Here is a 22,917-nt window from a genome sequence, read left to right as displayed (position 1 = left end):
TTTGCAGCGAGTCGTCCGCTGTGAGTACATATTATCAATGGATTCTCCAAAGCACACTGCTACTTCGGCTCAGCGAAACCATACATCAGTGGCAGGGACCTATACCAAGGTGTATATCGGGTGCAGCGAGAAACTTCCAGAGTTCTCTCAATGCCGGTGGCCAACGGCGGTTTCGATGCAGCTCAGCAGCCTGTTGGCGTCAAATGGTTTTTGCAGGCAGGCAACCAAAGTCGGAGCATCGGCGCTAAGGCTTGGTGCCATTCCAAGATATCCGGTGATAAATATAGTGGGGATTTGGAAGCCCATCGCAACGAGCTGCTCATGCATCTCTACACCGCTCATTCCCGGCATCTGGATATCGGAAATCAGGCAGTGTATTTCAGCGGGACTGTTACCGTTGAGAAACTCCAGAGCACTGCAATATGTTCGAGTTTTATAACCGCTGGACCGCAATAGGCCTTCCAGCGCTGTCCGAATGGAATCGTCATCATCAACAATTGCAATAATCGTCGTATTGAGTATCTGAGTGCCTTGCATTATCTTGGTCGTTCGTGACTGCACAGTACTTACAACATACGCGATCTTATCACATGTAAAAGTATACCTATGTATAGGTCGCTAAGATTAAAGTATTGATACAAGCCGCACCAATTCGATGAAATTGCCTGAGGTCATTTTCCTGCTCCATCACCGCCCGCTCTCAAGTGCCGTCGATATCATGTGCCATTCGATTCCGCGTCCTTTAATAGGGCATACCCACGTACAAGGGCACGCAACCAAGGGATACTTCGGCTGAACCCAGGTACAAGTGACGTCTCGCCCCGGCTTGCATAAGCTGAAGCTGTATCGTTGGCATCCGATGACATTGGAAGCGCAGCGAGTTGTTGCTCAATATCCACTTTCCCGGGCGGTCTTACGCCTAGGCGGCGAACATGATGAACAGAAATGAACTGCGACATACCGACTTCAATCTGCTGGTTGTCTTCGAAACTGTGATGCGTGAGCGCAACGTTACACGGGCCGGAGAGCGGCTGTTCGTTTGCCAGACCACTATCAGCAGCGCCCTCGGGCGACTGCGTTCAATGTTCAATGATCCGCTGTTCATCCGCACTGGCGGCATGATGGAGCCGACTGCGCGAGCAGAGGAGATCCACGCGCGGCTGGCGCCGGCCCTGGATAGCATCGCCATCGCCTTGAGCTGTACCCAGACGTTCAATCCGCTTACCAGTGACCAGTCATTCCACGTCGGACTCTCTGACGATGTCGAGTACGCGCTGCTTCCACGCTTGATGAAGCACTTACGGGATGAGGCGCCGAACATCATCCTAGTGGTACACAGAGTGGACCAACGGCAATTGCCCCAACTGCTCGCCTCCGGTGAAATTTCCGTGGGTATCAGTCTTGCCCGGGAGTTGCCGGCTAGTGCCCATTGCAAGAGCCTGCGACCGATGCATCCAGTGCTACTACGAGCCGATGCGGTCCCCGGCCCCTTGGCGTTGGATGATTTCTGCAAACGGCCTCATGTTGTAGTGTCCTCGATGGGGAATGTCATCGACGATGCCGACCATGCGCTGGGTCTGGTCGGGCGGCAACGCAAGGTGGTGCTGGCGGTACCACAGTTCAGCGCCTTGCCTTCTTTGCTCGCTGGAAGCGACATGGTTGCCATCGTACCGGACTACGTCGCCCAGGCCATGGTGCGGCTAGAAGGAATACGCGCCGAGTTTGCTCCATTGGAACTGCCGACACCGGACCTGTCCATGGCCTGGCGCGGCGCAGTTCACAATGACCCAGGTGAAAGTTGGTTACGCTCGTGCTTCTGTCGTTATCTCGGCCAGCAACAGGAGCAGCCCATGGCTCTGGCCGCGGCCTGACCACAACGTGAAACAGATGATCAAATCATCGTCGCCAACGGATTGATGCAGGAAATGTAGGTCTGAAAAACCTATGGGCCAGGGTTCGCTTGGGCAAGCTCCGACCAGATTTTTGCCGCCCCTTTAATTCACTCTCCCCGTTGCGTAAAACCACGGTCATTACTGGCTCCGGCATGCCCTTTTTCCTGATGTTCGGAAGTTCGCTTAATACTTAGGTTTAGATGAAGCATATTAAGTAGTCAATTAAAGTAATCGTGTGTACAAATGAAATTCCGCAACCCATGCAATATATTAGATATTAAGGGTTGCGGAGAATTTTATCATGAGCACTATAACAACCAGAGTGACAGACGGCTTTGCATCACTCCACTCAACAATATCTATCTGCATTATCCTAATAATCGCAGGAATTTCCAGCCACTTGCATGCCCTGATGATTGAGAACCCCCTATCCGCCGCGCTCCGCAACAGCAGCAAACCGCCAAAAAATTTATTTAGCTCTTCATTAAAGCTAGTAAGTATCGAACAGGCAGCGGACAACTTGCCTGTCGGCGCACATTTGATTAGCTCTCGCAAGTTCTATATACATCACGGAATTCATCTTGGCGACGGAGACGTTGCTCACTACTCTGGATTCAGCAGTTCACTCAAGTCCGGCCCCATCGAAGTAACTGATCTTGAAAGCTTCGCCAACGGCAAGTCAGTCTGGATGTTTCAAGAACAATGCGAATATTCCAGCGATGAAATCGCCAATCGTGCGCGCTCAAGAATCGGCGAGAGCCAATACAAAATCCTATCGAATAACTGCGAGCATTTTTGCAGCTGGTGCATCAGTGGAAAAAGTTACAGCGCTCAAGTCAATGCCTACCTACATTGCCCACGTTATCTTTTCTCTATGATTTCAACTCTGGAACCACTCTTTACTGCCTAATACCTGCCAAGCCTCCCAGGCAGTTACAGCCGTTCATGCGTGCTTCTCAACACGACCAAGGCGCTGTGCTATACTTTTTTTACTCCAAATTTACCAAAGAGGATCGTGCATGAATGGCAATCCCCCATCCAATGAGCCGGGCAGTAAAGGTTCGATGGTGTTCGTGGTGGATGACGATGCCTCCATACGCGACGCATTAAGTAGTCTTTTGCGGTCTGCCGGGATACGAGTTGAGACGTTCGCGTCCAGTGCGGAATTTCTTCAGCAACCGAAGACAGATGGCGCCAGCTGTTTAGTACTTGATGTACGACTTCAAGGTAATAGCGGTCTGGACTTCCAACGTCAGTTGGTTGAATCAAACGTAAATATTCCGATTATTTTCATCACCGGCCACGGGGACATCGAGATGTCCGTTAAGGCAATGAAAGCTGGTGCCGTGGATTTTCTGGCAAAACCGTTCCGTGAACAGGATCTATTGGACGCGGTGTCAGCCGCACTTCAGGACGATGTCAGACGCCGGGAAGTCGAACACCAGCTTTCAGACTTGCATTCGAACTACCAATCGCTGACAGCGCGTGAAAAAGAGGTAATGGCCCTTGCAGCCAAAGGTCTGATGAATAAGCAAATTGCCGGCCAGATGAACCTGAGCGAGATCACCGTGAAAATTCACCGCGCACATGCAATGAAAAAAATGCACGCAAAGTCGTTTGCTGACCTGGTTCGAATGGCAGAGTCATTAGGGATTTCTAGATAGTGTGGCCTTATAAAAAAGCTGCGGGTGACGACGAGAGGCTTCAAATCGATGTGTTCTTCCAGACCATCGTACCTTACGCATTCATCCACCTTTGGTAGGATGAACCAAGCGTCACCGCAGCTTGAGGCGGGAACCGATAAGAGTGTTGATGCGGCAGATCAGCTACGCAAGAAGGCCAGCAAATCCTGGTTGCATTGGTCTTTATGGGTTTCGGTCAGACCGTGCGGCGCACCCGGATACACTTTCAACAGCGCGTGCGGCACCAGTTTCTTCGAAGCACGGCCCGCCGCGTCGATTGGTACGATTTGGTCGTCATCGCCATGGATGATCAGGGTCGGCTTGTCGAATTTTTTCAGGTCCTGGGTGAAGTCGGATTCGGAAAACGCTTTCACCGAGTCGAAGGTGTTTTTGAAGCCACCGGTCATTCCCTGCCGCCACCAGGAATCGATCATGCCTTGGGAAACCTTGGCGCCCGTACGGTTGAAGCCGTAGAACGGCCCGCTCGGGATGTCTTTGAAGGTTTGCGAACGATCGGCCAGCATGCCGGCGCGAATGCCATCGAACACTTCTATGGGCAAACCGCCCGGGTTGGCAGGGGTCTTGAGCATCAGGGGGGGCACGGCCGAGATCAGACCGATTTTCGCGACGCGGGTGGTGCCGTGGCGACCGATATAGCGCGCCACTTCACCACCCCCGGTGGAAAAGCCGATAGCGGTCACGTTGCGCAGGTCCAGGGTGTTGATGACCGTGGCCAGGTCGTCGGCATAGTGGTCCATGTCGTTACCCTCCCATGGCTGGCTCGAGCGGCCGTGGCCGCGACGGTCATGGGCAATCACGCGGAAACCTTGGGAAGCCAGGAAGTAGGCCTGGTAGTCCCAGCTGTCGGCGTTCAACGGCCAGCCGTGGCTCAAGGTAACGACCGGGCCATCCTTCGGGCCCCAGTCCTTATAGTACAGTTCGACACCCTCTTCGGTAATGATTGTGCCCATGCTCTGCTTTCCTTTAACGTTGGACGAAGCGGTTTTGGCGGAAGTCTGCGCTGACGCAGAGGTCGGCAGGGCCGCCGCGGCCGCAATAGCCAAGCCGCCCAGCAAAAGGTTTCGACGCATAGACTCGTCAACTGAAAGTGAAGAATTGTCAGCCACGTAGAGGCTCCTGATAGATCGAAATACAGCCATTTAAGGTGAGTAATTACTATGGGTTATTTTTATGTAACAGCATATAATATGCTTACTATCTGGTTAATATAAAAAACACACACTCCAGCACTCCCTTCTAAACTTTCACTCCAAGTATTCACCCACCGATAACTACGCCCGCCTTCATTGATGAAGCGTAAACAATATGCTCACGGTGCGACTACGAATGTTGCATATCACGTCGCCAAACAGCAATTTACCCGCTAGTCCGGCGTAAGTTTTATAAAGATTGAGTACCCGCAACAGATCAAAATTCAGCGTTCAGTGCTTTTGTATCGCGAACAAGACTATGACGCCCTGAAAGTGCCTGCCATGACATATGACCCTGATTTTCAGCCACATATCGATTGCATCGGTCATAGGTCACTTCACGCCTACCACCTACCATCTATAGCCATTCCCTTGACAAGCCTGCGTGCAGAGCTTATTCCGGCACTCCGTTTGAACAGGCATGGTACAAATAGCAATGACTGGTCCCCGACAAGAGCAAACGTCAAACACACGATCGATGTTTGAAGTGGTCCACGCCCCTCCCCCCTTTCCCTTGGAGCTACCTCGGCAGGTAGTATTCGTCGCCTATCAAAAAGTCGGACTGCTTGATTTGACCGGAGCCCAGACGGTGTTCTGGACCGCCTCCAAAGCGATGCTTGAGCGCGGCTTGCCAGGCTACCAGTTACATACCGCTAGCTTGGATGGCGGCCTGATCCAGACGGCCGAAGGCTTAACCATGGAAACCTCACGGCTGGATCAGTTGACCGAGTTGACGATCGACACATTCATCGTCCCTGGCGCTCCTGATATTTTCCAAACCCTGGACGACTATGAAGACCTTGTAAATTGGCTGCGCACCACCTCGCACCAAGCCAAACGTACTGCCTCGGTGTGCAGCGGTGCTTTCCTGCTGGCCAAGGCTGGATTGCTTGAAGGCCTGCGCGCAGCCACTCACTGGGCAATGTGCGACACGCTCAAGCAACGCTTCCCGTCGATCGACGTCGATGCCGACGCGATTTTTATCCAACAGGGTTCAGTTTGGACCTCGGCTGGGGTGAGCGCCGGTATCGATCTGGCTCTGGCGCTTGTGGAAGCCGACTGCGGTCGCGAAGTGGCCATGCAAGTGGCTAGGGAACTGGTGGTGTATCTCAAACGCCCCGGCGGCCAGGCACAGTACAGCCAGTTGCTGCAATCTCAGTCCAAAGACGGTGCAGTCTTCGAGCACCTGCACCTGTGGCTTGAACAGAACCTGGGCGACGAAACACTCACTGTCGAGCGCCTGGCCGAGCGAGCGCGAATGAGCCAGCGCAACTTCGCCCGGGTCTACAAGCTCAGAACTGGCCGCACTCCGGCCAAGTCCATCGAACTGTTTCGTCTGGAGGCCGCAAGACGGATGCTGGAGAACTCCCCGCGCAACATTGATCAGATCGCACGCCTGTGTGGCTTTGGCGACGAAGAAAGGATGCGCAGCACCTTCCATCGCAATCTTTCCATCTCCCCCCGGGACTATCGCAGCCGTTTCACGAAGTCTGACTGACCAGTCATCGATCCCGTACGGGAATGCCTAGACATTCGAAGCTGGCCGAAACTCAGGGTTTTATGGCCTATAGGATAGGCAGCGCTACATTAAGATGAGCTTCCTATCGGTATGTCTACGGGATCAAGTTCATGAAACAACATATTGTGGTTATTGGCGCAGGATTCGGAGGAGTCTGGAGCGCATTGAGCGCTGCTCGGCAGTTAAACATACATGATCGTCATGATGTGCAAATTACTGTACTCGCTCCCCAGGCCGAACTGCGGATTCGTCCGCGCTTTTATGAAGCCGATGTCCATAAGATGTTCGCGCCACTGGATGAACTGTTCGAGGCGGTGGGAGTGCGCTTCATTAAGGGCTCGGCCAATAGCATCAATGAGCAGGAAAAAACCGTCGGCTACTGCAGCGAGTTTGGCAACCCGGGCGTATTGCGTTACAACCGACTGGTGCTGGCAACAGGCAGCCAACTCTTTCGTCCTGAAGTAGGTGGCATACACGAGTACGCCTTCGATGTGGATCAGATCGAAGAGGCAGCCTACCTGGAGAAGCACCTCAACACCCTCAAGAACCAATCCTATAGCGTCGCTCGGAACACAGTCGTTGTTGCCGGTGGCGGCTTCACGGGTATTGAAACCGCAACTGAGATGCCCGCGCGCCTGCGCGCCGCATTGGGCGACAATACTGATGTGCGGGTGATAGTCGTGGACAGGGCTCCTCAGATTGCGGCTGCCATGGGCGAAAGCATTCGGCCTGTGATTGCCGAGGCATCCGAGCATCTGGGCGTCGAGTGGGTTCTGAACGCCACCGTTTCGTCGGTCGATGCGCACGGCATAACCCTCGCCAATGGCCAGCGGATCGAAGCCAGGACTGTGATCTGGACCGTGGGCTTTCGCGCCAGCCCACTGGCCGAGCAACTGACAGGTGCGCGTAACGCCCAGGGGCGGCTCCATGTCGATCAAAACCTGAAGGTGTTGGGCCAAGAGGATATATTTGCCGCCGGCGACGTTGCATATGCCGCCACTGACGATATTGGTAACTTCTCGGCGATGTCCTGTCAGCATGCGATTGCCCTAGGCCGACATGCTGGAAACAATGCCGCCGCCGATCTGTTGGGTGTAATTCCGACCACTTACCGTCAGCCCAAGTACGTGACCTGTGTGGATCTGGGCGCGTGGGGGGCAGTGTTCACTGAAGGTTGGGACCACCAGCTAAAACTGATTAAGCAGGACGCCAAAGAACTCAAGACCCAGATCAACACGCAGTGGATCTACCCGCCGGCGGCTGATCGTGCCACAGCCTTGGCTGCGGCCGATCCACTGATCCCTGTGGTATGAGATTCGGCCACCTTTTATCCCGGTTACCTCGGCAGACGGGGGCGAACGAGGCGCAGTATTTAGCACCGTATCTTGGCCAACATGAAAGATGTCGTCTCGATCGGTATCCGGATTGACCCCAGCCCTTGGTCTACTTTATCCAGACGGTCTCATCGGCGCAAATTTCAACGCACGAGTGGTGGCGTTTTTGAACGCTGATCGAGGGTAATGAGGTGCGATATGGTGGAGTTAATCGAGGAAAGATATCTTCGTACTTGCATCATTTGGTAACTATGCAATTGCTTACTCCAGACTAAGTTCTCAGACTCCGCGTGGGGTTTCTTCTCCGCGAAAACCAAAATATACCAACTCAAATTGGACGCTTGCTTCCAGCCAACAATAAGCGAAGATGGAGATCTCGATGAAAACCGTAGCACAGTTACTCACCTCCAAACAGAAGCACAACATCTATACTATTGCGCCTCATACAACCATTGATAATGCATTGAGCATGATGGCTTTGCGTAACATCGGCGCCTTGCCTGTGATCGAGAACGGGCGATTGGTTGGTATCGTCAGCGAGCGTGATTATGTGCGCAAGGTCCATCGCCATGGGCACCCATCAACTGAAACTCAAGTGGCTAGCATCATGAGTTCACCAGTGCTGACCGTCGAACCGAATCAAACAATCCGCGAATGCATGTCGCTACTCACCGACCGCTATCTTCGACACTTGCCAGTCGTACACGAAAATCAGCTGATTGGTCTGTTATCCATTGGCGATATCGTCAAAGCAATGATTGCAGAACAGGACCAATTGATCGAGCAACTGGAACAGTACATACGCGGGCACTGACTATCGCGCGTCAGAATAATTTCCAAGTTGGATCGCTTACCCTCCCCTTTTTTTGGGGCGTGTACTCGTCGCGGCAAATTGCCGCACTGTTCCTGTTTTGAGAGATCTTCGGCGCTGGGCGTCGAAATTCATTAGAAATAAAACCGAATTCATTAAAAATGAAACCAGCCAACCAATGCCAGCCGTGTCGCTAACCTAAAACGGCACCATCGGCGCCTAATCTGAAAGGCCTACGTCGTGAGTCGGGCCATTGATAGACGAGTTCCCGCGGTGCCTTAACAAACCCACTCGCAAGCACACCTCACGCCTAGCGTCACTCTTGGCCTCAGTTGGTAACGCTCAAGCATCAAGCAATCTTGGGGAAGCTGCACAAAGCACTCGATACGCCTGAAGGTTTCCAAACGTGGCACTATAAACTTTTGGTTTACACAGCATATTGAAATTACTACCTACCTTTCCTTCAGTGATCATTAGAAAATAAAATGAAGTCATTAGTTTATAAAACGGGCAAGCATCCCCCCTCCTATTCGTGACAGACCTCTGCTGAAAGTAAAGATTTCAATCTCGGACGTGTACTTTTCAGTGCGGAAACCATGGCCAACTTTTTCAACAGAATCGGCCAAAAGCAGTCATCCATTCAGGCATCCAATCAGCAGCAAAAAATCCATAAAGTCAGGTTTGGAAATCTGGCCATCTACCAGCAGTTTGCTGCCTTTCTGGTTATTACCCTCCACCTGATGGTTTTCTGCCTAGACTTCCTCCTGTCCCGACACACGAATGTGCTCAAGGCATCAAGCCATTCGAAAAACAAAAACAAGAGGAATCCCACCGATGTTCAAATCTCTATGTACAGCACTCGCCTGCGCTCTTGCGTTAAGCACAATGAACGCGGCCATGGCGGCAGATCCGATAATTATCAAATTTTCGCATGTGGTCGCTGAACAGACGCCCAAGGGCCAAGGCGCCTTGCTTTTCAAGAAACTGGTAGAGGAACGCCTGCCCGGCAAGGTCAAGGTCGAGGTCTATCCCAACTCTTCACTATTTGGTGACGGCAAGGAGATGGAAGCGTTGTTACTGGGGGATGTGCAGATGATTGCGCCTTCTCTAGCCAAGTTCGAACAGTACACAAAGACTCTCCAACTATTCGATCTGCCCTTCCTCTTTAATGACATCGCTGCCGTCAACCGCTTCCAGTTGAGCCCGCAGGGCCAAGGGCTGCTCAAGTCCATGGAGAGCAAGAACATCACCGGCCTGGCCTACTGGCACAACGGGATGAAGCAACTGTCGGCCAATAAGCCACTGCGTGTCCCCGCCGATGCCCGTGGCCTGAAGTTCCGGGTGCAAGCATCTGCCGTGCTTGAAGAGCAGTTCAAGGCTGTGCGCGCCAATCCGCGCAAGATGAGTTTTGCCGAGGTTTATCAGGGCCTGCAGACTGGTGTTGTCAACGGCGCGGAGAACCCCTACTCGAATATCTACAGCCAGAAAATGTATGAAGTGCAGAAGTACATCACTGAATCCAACCACGGCGTACTGGACTACATGCTGATCACCAACACCAAATTCTGGAACGGCTTGCCGCCAGACGTTCGCAGCGAACTGGACAAGATCGTTGTGGAAGTCACAGCGCAGGTTAACAAGGAAGCGGAGCAACTAAACGAAGGCGACAAGCAACGCATACTCGCGGCCAAAACCACTGAAATCATTACTCTGACACCCGAAGAGCGCGAGCAATGGCGTATAGCGATGAAGCCGGTATGGAAGAAGTTCGAAGGCGATATCGGCCCTGAACTGATCTCCGCAGCCGAAACCGCCAATAAGGCTCAGTAATCGCAAGGCAGGTGCCGCCGTGGCGGCGCCTGCCAGTCGTCACTCGACGTGGGATGCCACCATGAAAGCGCTTCGGCGAATCTGGGAACACTTCGAGGAGGGCTTTATCGTCTTCCTTCTGGCCGCCATGACTCTGGTCACTTTCGTTTATGTGATCCTTAATAATTTCTACAGCCTTTTTTACTGGCTTGCCGATCGCTGGCCAGGTGCAAGCGCCCCGCTGTTCGCCATTGGCGACGAAATCATGGGAATGGCTCAGGCGATGACCTGGAGCACAGCACTGACCAAGGCCCTGTTTGGCTGGCTGATCTTTTTCGGTCTGGCCTATGGCGTGCGCACGGCCGGGCATATCGGTGTTGACGCACTCGTCAGGCTGACCAGCCGATCGGTGCAAAAGTACATAGGTATCGTGGCCTGCCTGTGCTGCCTGTTCTATGCAGGGCTGCTCAGCGTCGCCAGCTTCGAATGGATTCAAACGTTGATGATTGCAGGCATCGGCGCCGAGGATCTGGGCCATTTTGGCATCATGCAATGGCATATCGGGTTGATCGTTCCTTTGGGTTTCGCCCTGGTTTTCATCCGTTTCGCTGAAATTTTCGTGCGCATCCTTCAGAACCGCCAAACCGGCCTGGGCTTGGCCGACGAAGCCGCTGATGCGTTGAAACTCGCCGAGCACGAGGATGACAAGTCATGACTATTGCTTTCTTGTTCGTGGCCCTCTTCGTCCTGATGTTCATCGGCGTTCCCATCGCCATTTCCCTCGGTCTCGCCGGCTCCTTGACCATCATTTTCTTTAGCCCCGATTCAGTGCGCTCGCTGGCGATCAAGCTGTTCGAGACCTCGGAGCATTACACGCTGTTGGCCATTCCGTTTTTCCTGCTCGCTGGTGCCTTCATGACCACCGGTGGCGTGGCACGCCGGTTGATCGATTTTGCCAACGCCTGTGTCGGGCATATTCGCGGTGGACTGGCGATTGCCGCCGTATTGGCCTGCATGCTGTTTGCCGCTCTTTCCGGCTCGAGTCCTGCGACGGTGGCGGCCGTGGGTTCGATTGCCATCGCCGGCATGGTCCGCTCCGGATATCCGCAGGCCTTTGGCGCGGGGATCATCTGCAACGCCGGGACCCTAGGCATCCTGATTCCGCCCTCGATCGTGATGGTGGTCTATGCCGCCGCGACCGAGACCTCCGTCGGTAAGCTGTTCATGGCTGGTGTGGTGCCAGGTTTGTTGTTGGGTACTGCGCTGATGGTGGCAATCTATATTGTCGCCGTTAAGAAAAACCTGCCCGCGCTGCCCCGCGCGACATTGCGTGAATTGCTCGGCACCGCACGCAAGGCGATTTGGGGTCTGCTGCTTATGCTGATCATCCTGGGCGGCATCTACTCAGGGATGTTTACGCCGACCGAGGCGGCGGCGGTGGCGGCGGTTTACTCAGCCTTTATCGCCTTGTTCGTTTACAAGGACCTGACGTTTCGTGAAACCCCGAAAGTCCTGCTGGACTCTGCCAAGTTGAGCATCATGCTGATGTTCATCATCGCCAACGCCATGCTCTTCGCCCATGTGCTGACCACTGAACAGCTACCCCAACAGATTACCGCCTGGGTGATCGAGGCTGGCCTGACGCCCGTCATGTTTCTGCTGGTGGTGAACATCGTGCTACTAATTGCGGGCGCCTTTATGGAACCGTCGGCCATCATTCTTATTCTGGCGCCGATCCTCTTTCCCATAGCCATCAAACTGGGTATCGATCCAATTCATCTGGGCATTATTATGGTGGTCAATCTTGAGATTGGCCTGATCACACCGCCGGTGGGCTTGAACCTGTTCGTCACCTCAGCGGTGACCGGTATGACACTGCCTGCCACCGTAAGGGCCGCCATGCCCTGGTTGATGATCCTGCTGCTGTTTCTGATTCTGATTACCTACGTACCCTGGATTTCCCTTGTGCTGCCAAACTGGTTGGACATGAGTTAACTTTCCACTTTAGCTTCCCAGTTCATGAAGGTTACTGCATCGGGCTTAACAGATGTTCAGACGGCAAAAAGCCCACACTTGGCGGGCTTTTTGTCAAAGGGGAACCAATTCCTTTGGTCTTTGTCCAGTTTGCCTAGCATCAATCAGTGAATCAAGGCCAACCATCTGGACGATTGCAGAATCCGAGTATTGAGGCAAAGCAGTATGTTTCCTTAAAGCAAACGGTACATTTCCAGCCGGGCACCGACGGCTTGATAAATGTCCCGCTGGCTCAAAAAAAATCGATCAGTACCTCCAAAAGACTGGCGTCACGATCACCAGCACCGTCAGTATTTCCAGCCTTCCGAGGAGCATACCATCGGTCAGCAACCACTTCGCCACATCCGGTAGCGAAGCAAAATTGCCTGCCGGTCCAATGATCGTTCCCAGTCCAGGGCCAACATTGCACACTGCTGTAGCGGCCCCACTCAGCGCCGTCGTCCAGTCAAGACCGATCATTGCCAGCCCCAAGGCCAGAATTGCGATGGTGATGGTGAAGAAAAATGAGAAGGTCAAAACCGAGCGAAAAATCTCCTCATCAATGGGGTGTCCGTTGTACTTTTTTTGAATGACTGCTCGGGGATGGATCAGTTGCTTCAAGCTACTCACGAGCAACGCGGCAGCCACCTGAAAGCGGAAGATTTTAAGCCCACCCGCCGTAGAGCCTGAGCACCCACCGACGAAGGTCAGGTAGAAAAAGAGCAAAACGGCAAAGCTGCCCCACAGAGTGTAATCACCCACCGCAACTCCCGTGGTCGTGACGACCGAGGTCACATTGATCGCCACGATACGAAATGCATCCCACCATTTGTAATCGCTGTGAAAACACAACCACGTACCCACTGCCAACCAAGTAACGATCAGGAAGCAAACAAATCCTCGTACCTGGTGATCCTTGAGTAGCGCACGGCGGTGGCCGCGCAATGTTGCGACATATAACGTAAAGGGTAGGCTACCCAGAATCATGATAATTACCGCCACCCAGTGAATCGCGGGCTGCGTCCAATGCCCAAGTGAGGCGTCCGAAGTCGAGAATCCCCCAGTGGAGATCAAGGACATTGCATGATTGATTGCTTCAAATGGCGTCATGCCGGTGATCCAGAGGGCGAGAGTCCCGGCTCCAGTGAGTCCCAGATAAAGCAAAAGGATGTACTTGGCTGCAATATGGGAGCGCGGTGTCACCTTCTCTGACCAGTCCGAGGACTCTGTTTGGAAGAGACGCATGCCACCTACTCGAAGCAGGGGAAGGATCGCCACAGCCATACCGATGAAGCCGATACCGCCTAGCCAGTGAAGCATTGATCGCCACATCAACAACCCTGGTGAAGCAGTATCCAAGCCGCTCAGGATGGTTGAGCCAGTGGTCGTTATACCGGACATTGTTTCAAAGAAGGCGTCGGTGTAACTGATGTGGCTGATAAGCACCATTGGCAACGCTGCAAAAATACACACCACCACCCAGCTAGCGGTAGTCAGAAGGTACATGTCCCTCGGACGAAGCTGAGCAGTTTCTGGGCGCCCTCGCACGATCAACAAGAGACCGCAGATGAAGGTAATCAAACTCGACCAAAGAAAGGCCGATAGGTCGTCGCTGCGCTCATAGGCCACCAGTGTGATCATGGGGATGACCATGCTTACGGCAAGCGTAATCAGAAAAACGCCTAAGATGAAGCCAATGAGCCTCATTGCTGCGAAGGACATAAAATTAACCTGCCAAATTTGCACCGCGCATTATCGAAGGCTCAATCTCAACAACCCGCAAATTTTTCGTAAAATTTCTACAGGCAGATAGCAGTATTGAATACGTCCTGTCATTTCGAAATCGGTACCCATTGGCGCAGCTTGAGTCGCGACTTTGAATTATCAATTCGGAGCAAGCCTGTACAAGTGGCACTTGGCATTGTCGTGTCATGAGTGCGAACTCAATCGGTCGATGCAACAGATCGGCTAAATCTCGTGGCTAGCGTTCGCAGGTGGTTCTTTGGGGACTTTCCGGTACCACTACTGACTTCATCACGTGTTGACCCAAACATCAGGTCGGCCTAGGGGGGGAGAGGGCCACCACCAGAGTCGGTTACTCGCCTGTTGCTCTAAGCATTACCATTGTCCTCTTAACAGACAAAGTCTATGGCTTGGTACCTCACTGCCCCATAGGAGGAGCGGCTCTTAGCTGAGCGAGTAGGGTTCCTACGAATAAAAAACCCGGCACAGGGCCGGGCTTACCTGTATTCCCTACTGCACAGTTCCCAAATGAGAGGGATGGAGAACTGACTGAGGAACACAGGTCGCCGATATTGCCAAAGCACGTTTTGCAAATCAATCCATCCATGAAAAAAGCTGTTACACCTGGCTGTCATCTTCAGCGCGCAATGAGCCGGACTAAAAAATCGCGAATTCATTTCGCCAATAAATCACAGCTCCAATTGAGCTTGTAGTCCTAGCGTCGGGACAATTCAAGGAGAGTTCCTCCGATCGCTGTGTAGGCCGATCATTTTTTCCAAAAATGGGGCACTACCCCCAAATGGTTGAAGAAGCCCCACCAATTCAGTGGAATATGCCCCATCATTTTCTGTAAACGCGCAGAAACACTCTGAAACAACTTACTAATTCATTAGCACTTTTTCTTCTCTGCCAGATGATGGCCTAACAGTTGCACTTTCCCCACTACCGCAGCAGCTGTCGTTCCCAAACGGGATGGCGGGTTTCGCCGATTAGGCATGACGCGAGGGGAATCAAATGAAACGTGCAACACCACAGATCCACTCAATGAGCTGTTTACGCAGGGCAGGCCTGACTTCCGCGATGCTCGTAACCTTGGCAACGGCCAACGCCACACCGCTCGACGATGTCAGTGAGCCGCCACCGACAGACCCCTCGGCGTATTACCCTCTGCCCGCCGATCCGGTGGCAGCCGCAGCCGCGTTGGAAGCCTTGAAAAGCCTGTCCGAAGCCAACCAGGGCGCTATCGCCTATCCCAACGGCGTGTACGGCGACCGAAACACACCGCGCGCCGAAAACGTGTTGCCGCCGAGCGTTCAGACCTCGTTCAATTTCCCTACCAACGGCAAGCCCAGCCCGTTGTTCGGCGCCCAGCCTTATACCCAGCAATTGCTGCTGTTCGAAGAGTTCGGTACGGAAAAACTCGACCCGACCCTGCCTGCACCACCACTGACCTTCCCGGTACCCACCGTCGGCCCATTGCCGCAGCAAGACCCGGACAGTGTCGCCCGCAGCGGCCCTTCGAGTTCGGCATTGGAAGCCTTCATGCGCCAGCCCGGGCTGTATCCGTTTCCATCGCAGTTCTCCAACGTGCTGGACCGCAACCCGTGGAAGGCGCAAATCGAAAGCTTCCTCAACCGCCATCCGGTGGGTTCTCCGGCCGAGGGCCGACCACCGGGAAAAGGCTGGTCGCATCAACGTTGGAACGAGTTCTACCCGCAGGTCGCCTTCAAAACCGTGCAAGCGGGAGCCAAGCTCAATGGCGGCATGCGTGACCGCCGGCAATTGCACAACTACGCCGTTGGTGAGTTCGGGCCAGGCGGGCTCTACTACCAGACCTCGGACATTCCGACCACAACGGGCACTACCAAAGGCATCGACACCAAGTTCCACCCCAGCATGCCAGTTCAGAATCACAATGCACTGTGGACCTTCGACGGCACCTTTCCACCAAAACTCCTGATGGTGCGGTATGGCCAGCCGGTATTGATGCGGCACTACAACGCCTTGCCGATCGATCCGTCGGCCAACATGGGTTTCGGCCTGCACACCATCAGCACCCACGAACACAACGGTCACTCCCCGGCCGAAAGCGACGGCTACACCAATGCGTTTTTCTTTCCAGGGCAGTACTACGACTATCGCTGGCCGTTGCAACTGGCCGGTTACGACACCATCAACACCACGGCGCAGGACCCACGCGCGGCGTTCCCTTGCGCGCCGGGTGAGAAGCTGTTTGTCAACGACGCCAGCCCCGGCCTCAAGACTTGCGAAAACGGCACGATCAAGATCCGTGGCGACTGGCGCGAAACCATGAGCACCCACTGGTTCCACGACCACATGCTCGATTTCACCGCGCAGAACGTCTACAAGGGCAACGCGGTGATGATGAACTACTACAGCGCCCTGGATCGCGGCAACGAAGCCATCGAAGACGGTGTCAACCTGCGCCTACCCAGCGGTTCGGCCCTGCCCTGGGGCAACCGCGACTACGACGTCAACCTGGTGGTCGCCGACAAGGCCTGGGACGCCAACGGCCAGTTGTGGTTCAACCCGTTCAACACCGACGGCTTTCTCGGCGACCAGATCCTGGTCAACTGGCAGTACGAGCCGCGTCTGAAAGTGCGCGCCCGCAGCTATCGCTTCCGCATTCTCAACGGCTCGGTCTCGCGCTACTTCAGGATTGCCCTGGTGCGTGAAATCGCCGGCAACGGCGGCGAGTTCCCCGGGCCGTCCGGCTCCGGGGTGTCCTACAGCCGGGTGCCGTTCCACATGATCGGCAACGACGGCAACCTCATGGAACACGCCGTGCCCTTTGACGGCAGCATGGACCTGGACGGTGATGGCGACAAACAGAACCACAACGCCATCCTGCCGACCCAAGGCATCGCCGAGCGCTTCGACATCATCGTCAACTTCGCGAAAAACGGGATCAAGACCGGCGACAAGCTGTACTTCGTCAACCTGATGGAACACAAGACCGGCAAGGGGCCGGAGAAGAACGCCTTGGGTCTGGCCGACGTGCTGTCCGAGAAGTACAAGGCGGTGATCAAACAGGGCAGCAAAGGACCGGAGTGGGACAAAGGCGACCCGGTGGTGGGCAAATTCATGCAAATGATCGTACAGCCTTACACCGGCACGGACGTGAGCATGAACCCGGCGGACTATGAACCGGCCAAACCCGGCAAAGCCGCCGGTAAAGTCATGATCCCACTGACCCTCGATCGCGACGATCCCATCGTCCAAACCAAACTAAAGGCGGCCCGGCATCGCGAGTTCATTTTCGGCCGCTCCGACGGCACCGACGAAGCGCCGTGGACCATCAAGACCGACGGCGGCTTCGGCTACAGCATGGACCCTCGGCGGGTCAACGCGGCGGCGCAATTGTCCACCGGACCAACCGATGGCGGCTACAGCGGCGACGGTACGCTGGAGGTGTGGAAAATCAAGAACGGCGGCAACGGCTGGAACCACCCGGTGCATGTGCATTTCGAAGAAGGCATCGTCCTCAGCCGCGACGGCAAGGCGCCACCGGAATGGGAAAAATGGGCGCGCAAGGACGTGTATCGCATCGGCGAAGGCATCGACAGTTCGGTGGATGTGGAAATGGCTATCCACTTCCGCGAGTTCGCCGGGACCTACATGGAGCACTGCCACAATACCCAGCACGAGGACACCTCTATGCTGCTTCGCTGGGACATCGAGCATCCGGGGCAGTTCCAGTTGATGCCGACGCCACTGCCCGGTTGGGACGGCGTCACCTACGTCAACTCGGCCGCCCTACCGACCTTTCGCAATGGTGGTGGCAACGGTAATGATGATGACGACGATGAGGACAACGAAGGCCAGAACCAAAAACCGATTGCCAACCCCGATAGTGCGGCCAGCAGCAACGGGCAACCGGTGAGCATCAACGTCCTGGCCAATGACACCGACCCGGACGGTAACCTGCCGCTCAAAGTGGTGGGCCTGAGCCAGCCGGACTCCGGCCAGGGCGTGGTCAGCACCGACGGTGTGCGCGTGATCTACACGCCACCGGCCAGCGTCACCGCCCCCTTCACCGCGGCCTTCACCTACCAGGCCAGCGATGCCAAAAACGCGGTCTCGGAACCGGCAACGGTATCGGTGGCGGTCACCCCGGCAGCGGTCAACGAAGACTTGGTGGTCACCAGCGCCTCCGTCACGTCTCGCAGCAACAGTCGTTACACCTGGGAGCTCGCAGGGACCACATCACGCGGCACCGGCAACACCCTCATGGCAACCGCGACCACTACCGCCGGCCCGCTCAACCTCGGCAACGCGATTCTCACGCCGATCGGCACTGGGGCGCGTTGGCGGATATCGGTGACTACCACCGGCAGTGGCCCATCATCCAATCCCACCGTGACCATCAGTTCGGCGTTCGGGAGGAGCATCACGGTCCCGATTAGCAGTCGGTAAAGCTTTTTTTCTGAGCTACTGGAGAATGAGTAGGAAGTTGAGCGAACTGTAAATCAACACGGCGCACGGGCCATTCAGCCTGTGCGCCGTTGATGTTCACCCAATCGGATGTTGATCCGAGAGCATACCGTCAGAACTTTATTTTCCCCCAGATCAATCCAGTAATTGCGGCCGCTGCTGAAGCCGCTAGAACACTGAGTTTTGCCGAAGAAAGTAACGCAGGATCAGAAAACGCCAACGATGAGATAAAGATGGACATCGTAAATCCGATGCCGGCCAGCAACCCCACCAGTCCGATTCCACTCCATGTCACACCCTCAGGCAGCTTGCAGATGTTGAGCTTGACGAGGGCGACGCTCGCAAGAACGATGCCGAGCGGCTTGCCGAGCACAAGCGCTGATATGACACCCATGAAGATATTCCGAGAGACATCATCGTCCAGATTGATGCCTTCAAGACCTACACCCGCATTGGCCAAAGCGAAGAGCGGCATGACACCAAACGCTACCCATGGGTGCAGCCCCACCTGGACGCGTTGCACCGGAGGCAATATTTCCCTCTGTGCTTGCTGAAGTTGCTTCAGCGGCTTGGTGACCTCCTGCGGACTGTTGGAGGAATGGGAGAAACGATCCATCAGCTCATGGAAAGTCCGCCCGATTGTATCCAGTGGTTGTTCCGTTGCGGGCTTGGAGTTTACCGGTGTCATCAGACCGAGAATGACGCCCGCCAGTGTGGGATGAACTCCGGTTTTTAGGAGACCAAACCATACAATTGCGCCAGGCAGTATGTACAAATAGGCCTTGCCAATGCCCATTTTCTGAAAAAGCAGCACCAGAGCCAATCCGCTTAACGCAACCACTAACCCCAGATAATCCAGGCTCGCGGTATAAAAAACGGCAATGATCAAGATGGCGACGATGTCATCGATGATGGCCAGTGCCAGCAACAACACGCGAATACCACCCGGAATCGACTTCCCTAACAGTGCGAGTACCCCAACAGCAAACGCGATGTCGGTGGCGGTGGGTACTGCCCACCCTGTACTGGCTTCGGTACCCTGGTTGAACGCCATGTAAATAATCGCCGGCATCATGACACCCCCTAACGCAGCACCCAGGGGTAGCGTTGCCAACTTGAGATTCGCAAGCGCACCGTCATTGATTTCCTGGCGTATCTCGGCTCCAACCACGAGAAAGAAGATAGCCATCAGCCCATCATTGACCAAAAAATGCAGCGAACACGAGACCGTGAACTCACCTAGACCCAAGGTGAGTGGGGTGTTCCAGAAGTGCTCATAAGAATCAGCAAGCGGGCTGTTGGCCCAGATGAGTGCAACCATCGCAGCGAATAGCAAAACGATTCCGCTAACCGCTTCGATATGCGAAAACCGTTCTATTGCGGCCAATGCACGAGTGGTCAAAACCTGAGGACGGGGAATAGTTGAGGACGCCGAATTTTTATCAGACACATTGACTCTCCGCTGGCGGCCCGACCAACGTTTGAGCTTTAACCTGCGCTGTGCCGCATGCAGCAACGCACCCAGCCGGATGATAAGGAGCTAACAAGCACGAAGTAAATGGCCAAACCAAACTACTGAATGAACCTTCGGCTGCCAGGAATACTCAACCAAGGGTCATCACCTCTTCCTCCTTTGCTGACGCAAAACCGTAACTACTGACCGATCACGTCACTATCAAGGATATTAAAATGATCGCTCGTTGGCGCTGGGTGTTACACCAACTGACCAAACGGCTGTGGTTCAGAGCGAGTCTGTTTTCTTTGCTGGGAATAGCAACTGCGTTACTCGCCGTTGCCTTCAAGGACTACATTCCTGAATCATTGCCCACCCGAATCGGCGCCGACGCCGTCGACAAAATCTTGGGCATTATCGCTTCGAGCATGCTCGCAGTGACCACTTTTTCCCTAAGTACAATGGTGACTGCCTACGGTGCGGCCAGCAGTGGCGTAACGCCTCGTGCTACCACGCTGGTGATGGAGGACACCACGACTCAAAATGCACTCGCTACCTTCATCGGATCATTTCTGTTCAGCCTGGTAGGCATTATTGCTTTGAGTACCGGGGCATACGGCACGCAAGGAAGGGTCCTGCTATTTGCGGTGACCATTGCCGTCGTGATTCTGATTGTTTACACCCTTTTGCGCTGGATCGATCACCTGTCCAAGCTCGGTCGGGTGGGCGAAACCATTGATCGTGTCGAACAGGCAACCATCGACGCCATAAAAAACAGAGTCCAATGGCCTCATTTGGGCGGTGCTGCTTACCCATCAGAGTGGATGATTCCACCCACGGCGCAAAAAATCTCAAGTCATCAAACTGGGTATGTCCAGCACATTGATATGCATGCGTTAGGCGCCATCGCAAAGACCTGCGAAATAAAAATCTTCCTGGACGTCCTTCCGGGAAGCTTTGTACATCTGGACATGTCAATCGCTCGAATTGTGAGTTTGAACAAGGAGCACGCAGATGCGTTCGCTTCGAACAGCGAAAAAATCCTCGCAGCACTGACTATCGGCGTGCGTCGAACGTTTGAGCATGATCCACGGTTTGGGCTGTCGGTGCTTTCGGAGATTGCCTCACGCGCATTATCGCCAGCAGTTAACGACCCTGGAACAGCAATCGACGTCATTGGGCGCGGGCTCAGAAGCCTAACCTGTTGGAGCGTACCCCAAGATCCTACGGCAAAAATCGATAAAGATTGCGAGCAGGTTTACTTGCGCAGCCTGAGGGTCGATGACCTGTTCGATGACTTTTTCGCGCCCATAGCTCGGGACGGCGCGGGCTTGCTCGAAGTGGACCTTCGTTTGATGAAGGCCCTTGTCAGTCTCGCGCACATACACCCTGATTTGTTTGGCGGTGCCTGTACCCGGCATGCAGATCTACTTCTCAAGCGCGCGAACCTTGCCCTGACATTGGAGGAGGACAAACAGACGCTCGGTGCAACGGCTCGACAACTGGTGCGCTAGATCAACCTGACTTCCGCGAAGTTGCATCACTGTCCTGGGCCTGCAGAAACCCGCGGGCCAACTGCTGATACAACTCGGGCCCCATCCTTGCACTGACCGCTTTGGCAATGAGCGCGACAGCCATGAGACTGATCACCATCCCGTGGCTGTCGATCATTTCCATCACGATGATTGCGGACGTGATGGGCGACTGCGTGACCGCCGCCAGAAAACCGGCCATGCACAAGGCAATGACCGGTTGAGCAGCCAGGCCGAAAAATTCGGCGGCATTTGCCCCAACAGCAGCGCCTACTGCCAAAGACGGGGCAAAAATGCCACCGGGGATCCCGGAAAAGTAAGTCACCACGGTCGCCAGAAAACGCGTGATCGGCGCATGCCATGGCAGGCTGATATCGGACACGATGACCTGGGAGGTGATGCCATAACCGCTGCCAAATGACATCCCTGCGCTAAGCCAACCGAGAATGGCCACGATCAATCCGCAAGCGCCAGCGAACCAGACGGGGTGCGTACGTCGCCATTGCCAGACAACAAATCGATGATGGCGCTGGGGCCACAGCAACATCCGGCTGAACAACCCTCCCAGGAGACCGCAGCCAATACCGGTGACCAGCACAGGGGCAATAATGTCGAGATGAATGTCTTGAACGCCAAAATGACCGAAATAGTGATAGTTACCTTGCAAGGCTATCGCGACCATCCCCGACAGAATGATCGTACTGAGCAAGACACCACTGGTGCGTGTTTCCAACTTGCGGCCCAATTCTTCGACCGCAAAGGCAACGCCGGCCAGCGGTGTGTTGAACGCGGCAGCAATGCCCGCAGCGCCGCCGGCGAGAATGAGATCTTCGCTGCGGATGATTCGGGCATTGGGCAAATAGCGGTGAAAGAAATGCATGATCGAGGCCGCGACTTGCACCGAAGGGCCTTCGCGCCCGGCCGAAAAGCCTCCGGTCAGCGCCAGAGTGCCAAGGCCAATCTTGGCGAAGGCGATCCGCAGCGACACCAGTTTATCGACTGGCTTCCCTTGGTGAGCCAGGCGGGTAGCGGCGATCACTTGAGGGATCCCGCTGCCTTGGGAGCCCACAAAAAATCGGGTGGTCATCCACACCACCAGCATGCCTATTAGCGGTGTGTAGACGAAGGGCAGCCAAGGCCGCTCGGCTGCCTGTTGGGCAAATTGCGTGAGAGCCAGATCGGCCAGGCGGGCGAACATCACCACCAACAGACCCGCGAGCGTAGCGGCTGCCCAAAGCGTCACCCGTGTACGCCACCGGATCGAGGCAAAGCGACGGCGTATCAAAAGTAGTGGCTTGATCACTCGAGTGGATTCCAGTTGAAGATTTCGTCACCGAAGTGAGCCAAGACTAACCGGATTAGTTTTGCGCTCCTACCGGAGCCGGGCAAATGATTACAAAACAATTCAAGCGCCCCCTAAATCGGTCGCCGATTTCCCGGCCAGTGATGGACTGCCCACTCGC

16 protein-coding genes are annotated in these 22,917 nt (G+C 54.7%); 11 read left to right on the top strand and 5 right to left on the bottom strand.

The window, feature by feature from the left end:
• Window positions 1-147: 147 nt before the first annotated feature.
• Window positions 148-537, bottom strand: a complete 390-nt coding sequence (locus BKX96_RS24980; protein WP_143512468.1) for a response regulator transcription factor — start codon at window positions 535-537, stop codon at window positions 148-150.
• A gap of 398 nt (window positions 538-935) precedes the next feature.
• Between BKX96_RS24980 and BKX96_RS24975 the strand changes: the two genes are divergently transcribed.
• The 3 genes from BKX96_RS24975 to BKX96_RS24965 all read left to right on the top strand — a co-directional run bounded on the left by BKX96_RS24975 (window position 936) and on the right by BKX96_RS24965 (window position 3,556).
• A complete protein-coding gene (locus BKX96_RS24975; RefSeq protein WP_077185757.1) occupies window positions 936-1,871 on the top strand; it encodes a LysR family transcriptional regulator in 936 nt (311 codons plus the stop codon).
• A 322-nt stretch (window positions 1,872-2,193) separates the two neighbouring features.
• Window positions 2,194-2,802, top strand: a complete 609-nt coding sequence (locus BKX96_RS24970) for a lecithin retinol acyltransferase family protein (RefSeq protein ID WP_077185724.1) — start codon at window positions 2,194-2,196, stop codon at window positions 2,800-2,802.
• Between the two features lie 109 nt (window positions 2,803-2,911).
• Window positions 2,912-3,556, top strand: a complete 645-nt coding sequence (locus BKX96_RS24965) for a response regulator transcription factor (protein WP_077185723.1) — start codon at window positions 2,912-2,914, stop codon at window positions 3,554-3,556.
• A gap of 158 nt (window positions 3,557-3,714) precedes the next feature.
• Here the strand turns inward: BKX96_RS24965 and BKX96_RS24960 are convergent, their stop codons facing one another.
• Entirely contained in the window at window positions 3,715-4,665 is a 951-nt protein-coding gene (locus BKX96_RS24960; RefSeq protein ID WP_218639281.1) for an alpha/beta fold hydrolase, read from the bottom strand.
• Window positions 4,666-5,263: 598 nt separating this feature from the next.
• Between BKX96_RS24960 and BKX96_RS24955 the strand changes: the two genes are divergently transcribed.
• The 6 genes from BKX96_RS24955 (at window position 5,264) to dctM (ending at window position 12,253) form a co-directional block, all read left to right on the top strand.
• Window positions 5,264-6,283, top strand: coding sequence for a GlxA family transcriptional regulator (locus tag BKX96_RS24955; protein ID WP_077185721.1), 1,020 nt, complete (start codon window positions 5,264-5,266; stop codon window positions 6,281-6,283).
• A 131-nt stretch (window positions 6,284-6,414) separates the two neighbouring features.
• Window positions 6,415-7,617: an NAD(P)/FAD-dependent oxidoreductase gene (locus BKX96_RS24950; RefSeq protein ID WP_077185720.1), complete on the top strand. Its 1,203-nt coding sequence runs from the start codon at window positions 6,415-6,417 to the stop codon at window positions 7,615-7,617.
• A gap of 400 nt (window positions 7,618-8,017) precedes the next feature.
• Window positions 8,018-8,452 carry a CBS domain-containing protein gene (locus BKX96_RS24945; RefSeq protein WP_077185719.1) on the top strand — a complete coding sequence of 145 codons (435 nt, stop codon included), beginning with the start codon at window positions 8,018-8,020 and terminating at the stop codon, window positions 8,450-8,452.
• An 831-nt stretch (window positions 8,453-9,283) separates the two neighbouring features.
• Window positions 9,284-10,279 (top strand): C4-dicarboxylate TRAP substrate-binding protein DctP, encoded by a 996-nt coding sequence (dctP, locus tag BKX96_RS24940; protein ID WP_077185718.1) that lies wholly within the window; start codon window positions 9,284-9,286, stop codon window positions 10,277-10,279.
• Window positions 10,280-10,340: 61 nt separating this feature from the next.
• Window positions 10,341-10,973 (top strand): TRAP transporter small permease, encoded by a 633-nt coding sequence (locus BKX96_RS24935; protein ID WP_077185717.1) that lies wholly within the window; start codon window positions 10,341-10,343, stop codon window positions 10,971-10,973.
• Window positions 10,970-12,253 carry a C4-dicarboxylate TRAP transporter large permease protein DctM gene (dctM, locus tag BKX96_RS24930; protein WP_077185716.1) on the top strand — a complete coding sequence of 428 codons (1,284 nt, stop codon included), beginning with the start codon at window positions 10,970-10,972 and terminating at the stop codon, window positions 12,251-12,253. The genes BKX96_RS24935 and dctM overlap by 4 nt, the downstream gene beginning before the upstream one ends.
• A 285-nt stretch (window positions 12,254-12,538) precedes the next feature.
• Here the strand turns inward: dctM and BKX96_RS24925 are convergent, their stop codons facing one another.
• Window positions 12,539-13,993 (bottom strand): TrkH family potassium uptake protein, encoded by a 1,455-nt coding sequence (locus tag BKX96_RS24925; RefSeq protein WP_077185715.1) that lies wholly within the window; start codon window positions 13,991-13,993, stop codon window positions 12,539-12,541.
• A gap of 1,101 nt (window positions 13,994-15,094) precedes the next feature.
• Here BKX96_RS24925 and BKX96_RS24920 point away from each other — a divergent pair.
• Window positions 15,095-18,451 carry an Ig-like domain-containing protein gene (locus BKX96_RS24920; RefSeq protein ID WP_410454548.1) on the top strand — a complete coding sequence of 1,119 codons (3,357 nt, stop codon included), beginning with the start codon at window positions 15,095-15,097 and terminating at the stop codon, window positions 18,449-18,451.
• Between the two features lie 130 nt (window positions 18,452-18,581).
• Here the strand turns inward: BKX96_RS24920 and nhaA are convergent, their stop codons facing one another.
• A complete protein-coding gene (nhaA, locus tag BKX96_RS24915; protein WP_077185713.1) occupies window positions 18,582-19,919 on the bottom strand; it encodes a Na+/H+ antiporter NhaA in 1,338 nt (445 codons plus the stop codon).
• Window positions 19,920-20,158: 239 nt separating this feature from the next.
• Here nhaA and BKX96_RS24910 point away from each other — a divergent pair, with 239 nt between their 5' ends.
• The gene (locus tag BKX96_RS24910) at window positions 20,159-21,436 is read left to right on the top strand and encodes a DUF2254 domain-containing protein (protein WP_077185712.1); all 1,278 of its coding nucleotides are present in this window, start codon (window positions 20,159-20,161) and stop codon (window positions 21,434-21,436) included.
• Between the two features lies 1 nt (window position 21,437).
• Here BKX96_RS24910 and BKX96_RS24905 read toward each other — a convergent pair whose 3' ends face one another.
• Window positions 21,438-22,757 (bottom strand): chloride channel protein, encoded by a 1,320-nt coding sequence (locus tag BKX96_RS24905; protein WP_077185711.1) that lies wholly within the window; start codon window positions 22,755-22,757, stop codon window positions 21,438-21,440.
• Window positions 22,758-22,917 lie beyond the last annotated feature (160 nt).

The organism is Pseudomonas putida (assembly GCF_001976065.1).
In the GTDB taxonomy this organism is placed as follows: Bacteria; Pseudomonadota; Gammaproteobacteria; order Pseudomonadales; family Pseudomonadaceae; genus Aquipseudomonas; species Aquipseudomonas serbica.
This window is presented reverse-complemented; position numbering and strand designations above follow the sequence as displayed.

Bases quoted from the DNA above. Each gene is read 5' to 3' on its own strand.
- BKX96_RS24980 (WP_143512468.1), bottom strand. From the start codon at position 537: ATGCAAGGCACTCAGATACTCAATACGACGATTATTGCAATTGTTGAT.
- BKX96_RS24975 (WP_077185757.1), top strand. From the start codon at position 936: ATGAACAGAAATGAACTGCGACATACCGACTTCAATCTGCTGGTTGTC.
- BKX96_RS24970 (WP_077185724.1), top strand. From the start codon at position 2,194: ATGAGCACTATAACAACCAGAGTGACAGACGGCTTTGCATCACTCCAC.
- BKX96_RS24965 (WP_077185723.1), top strand. From the start codon at position 2,912: ATGAATGGCAATCCCCCATCCAATGAGCCGGGCAGTAAAGGTTCGATG.
- BKX96_RS24960 (WP_218639281.1), bottom strand. From the start codon at position 4,665: ATGCGTCGAAACCTTTTGCTGGGCGGCTTGGCTATTGCGGCCGCGGCG.
- BKX96_RS24955 (WP_077185721.1), top strand. From the start codon at position 5,264: ATGTTTGAAGTGGTCCACGCCCCTCCCCCCTTTCCCTTGGAGCTACCT.
- BKX96_RS24950 (WP_077185720.1), top strand. From the start codon at position 6,415: ATGAAACAACATATTGTGGTTATTGGCGCAGGATTCGGAGGAGTCTGG.
- BKX96_RS24945 (WP_077185719.1), top strand. From the start codon at position 8,018: ATGAAAACCGTAGCACAGTTACTCACCTCCAAACAGAAGCACAACATC.
- dctP (WP_077185718.1), top strand. From the start codon at position 9,284: ATGTTCAAATCTCTATGTACAGCACTCGCCTGCGCTCTTGCGTTAAGC.
- BKX96_RS24935 (WP_077185717.1), top strand. From the start codon at position 10,341: ATGAAAGCGCTTCGGCGAATCTGGGAACACTTCGAGGAGGGCTTTATC.
- dctM (WP_077185716.1), top strand. From the start codon at position 10,970: ATGACTATTGCTTTCTTGTTCGTGGCCCTCTTCGTCCTGATGTTCATC.
- BKX96_RS24925 (WP_077185715.1), bottom strand. From the start codon at position 13,993: ATGTCCTTCGCAGCAATGAGGCTCATTGGCTTCATCTTAGGCGTTTTT.
- BKX96_RS24920 (WP_410454548.1), top strand. From the start codon at position 15,095: ATGCTCGTAACCTTGGCAACGGCCAACGCCACACCGCTCGACGATGTC.
- BKX96_RS24910 (WP_077185712.1), top strand. From the start codon at position 20,159: ATGATCGCTCGTTGGCGCTGGGTGTTACACCAACTGACCAAACGGCTG.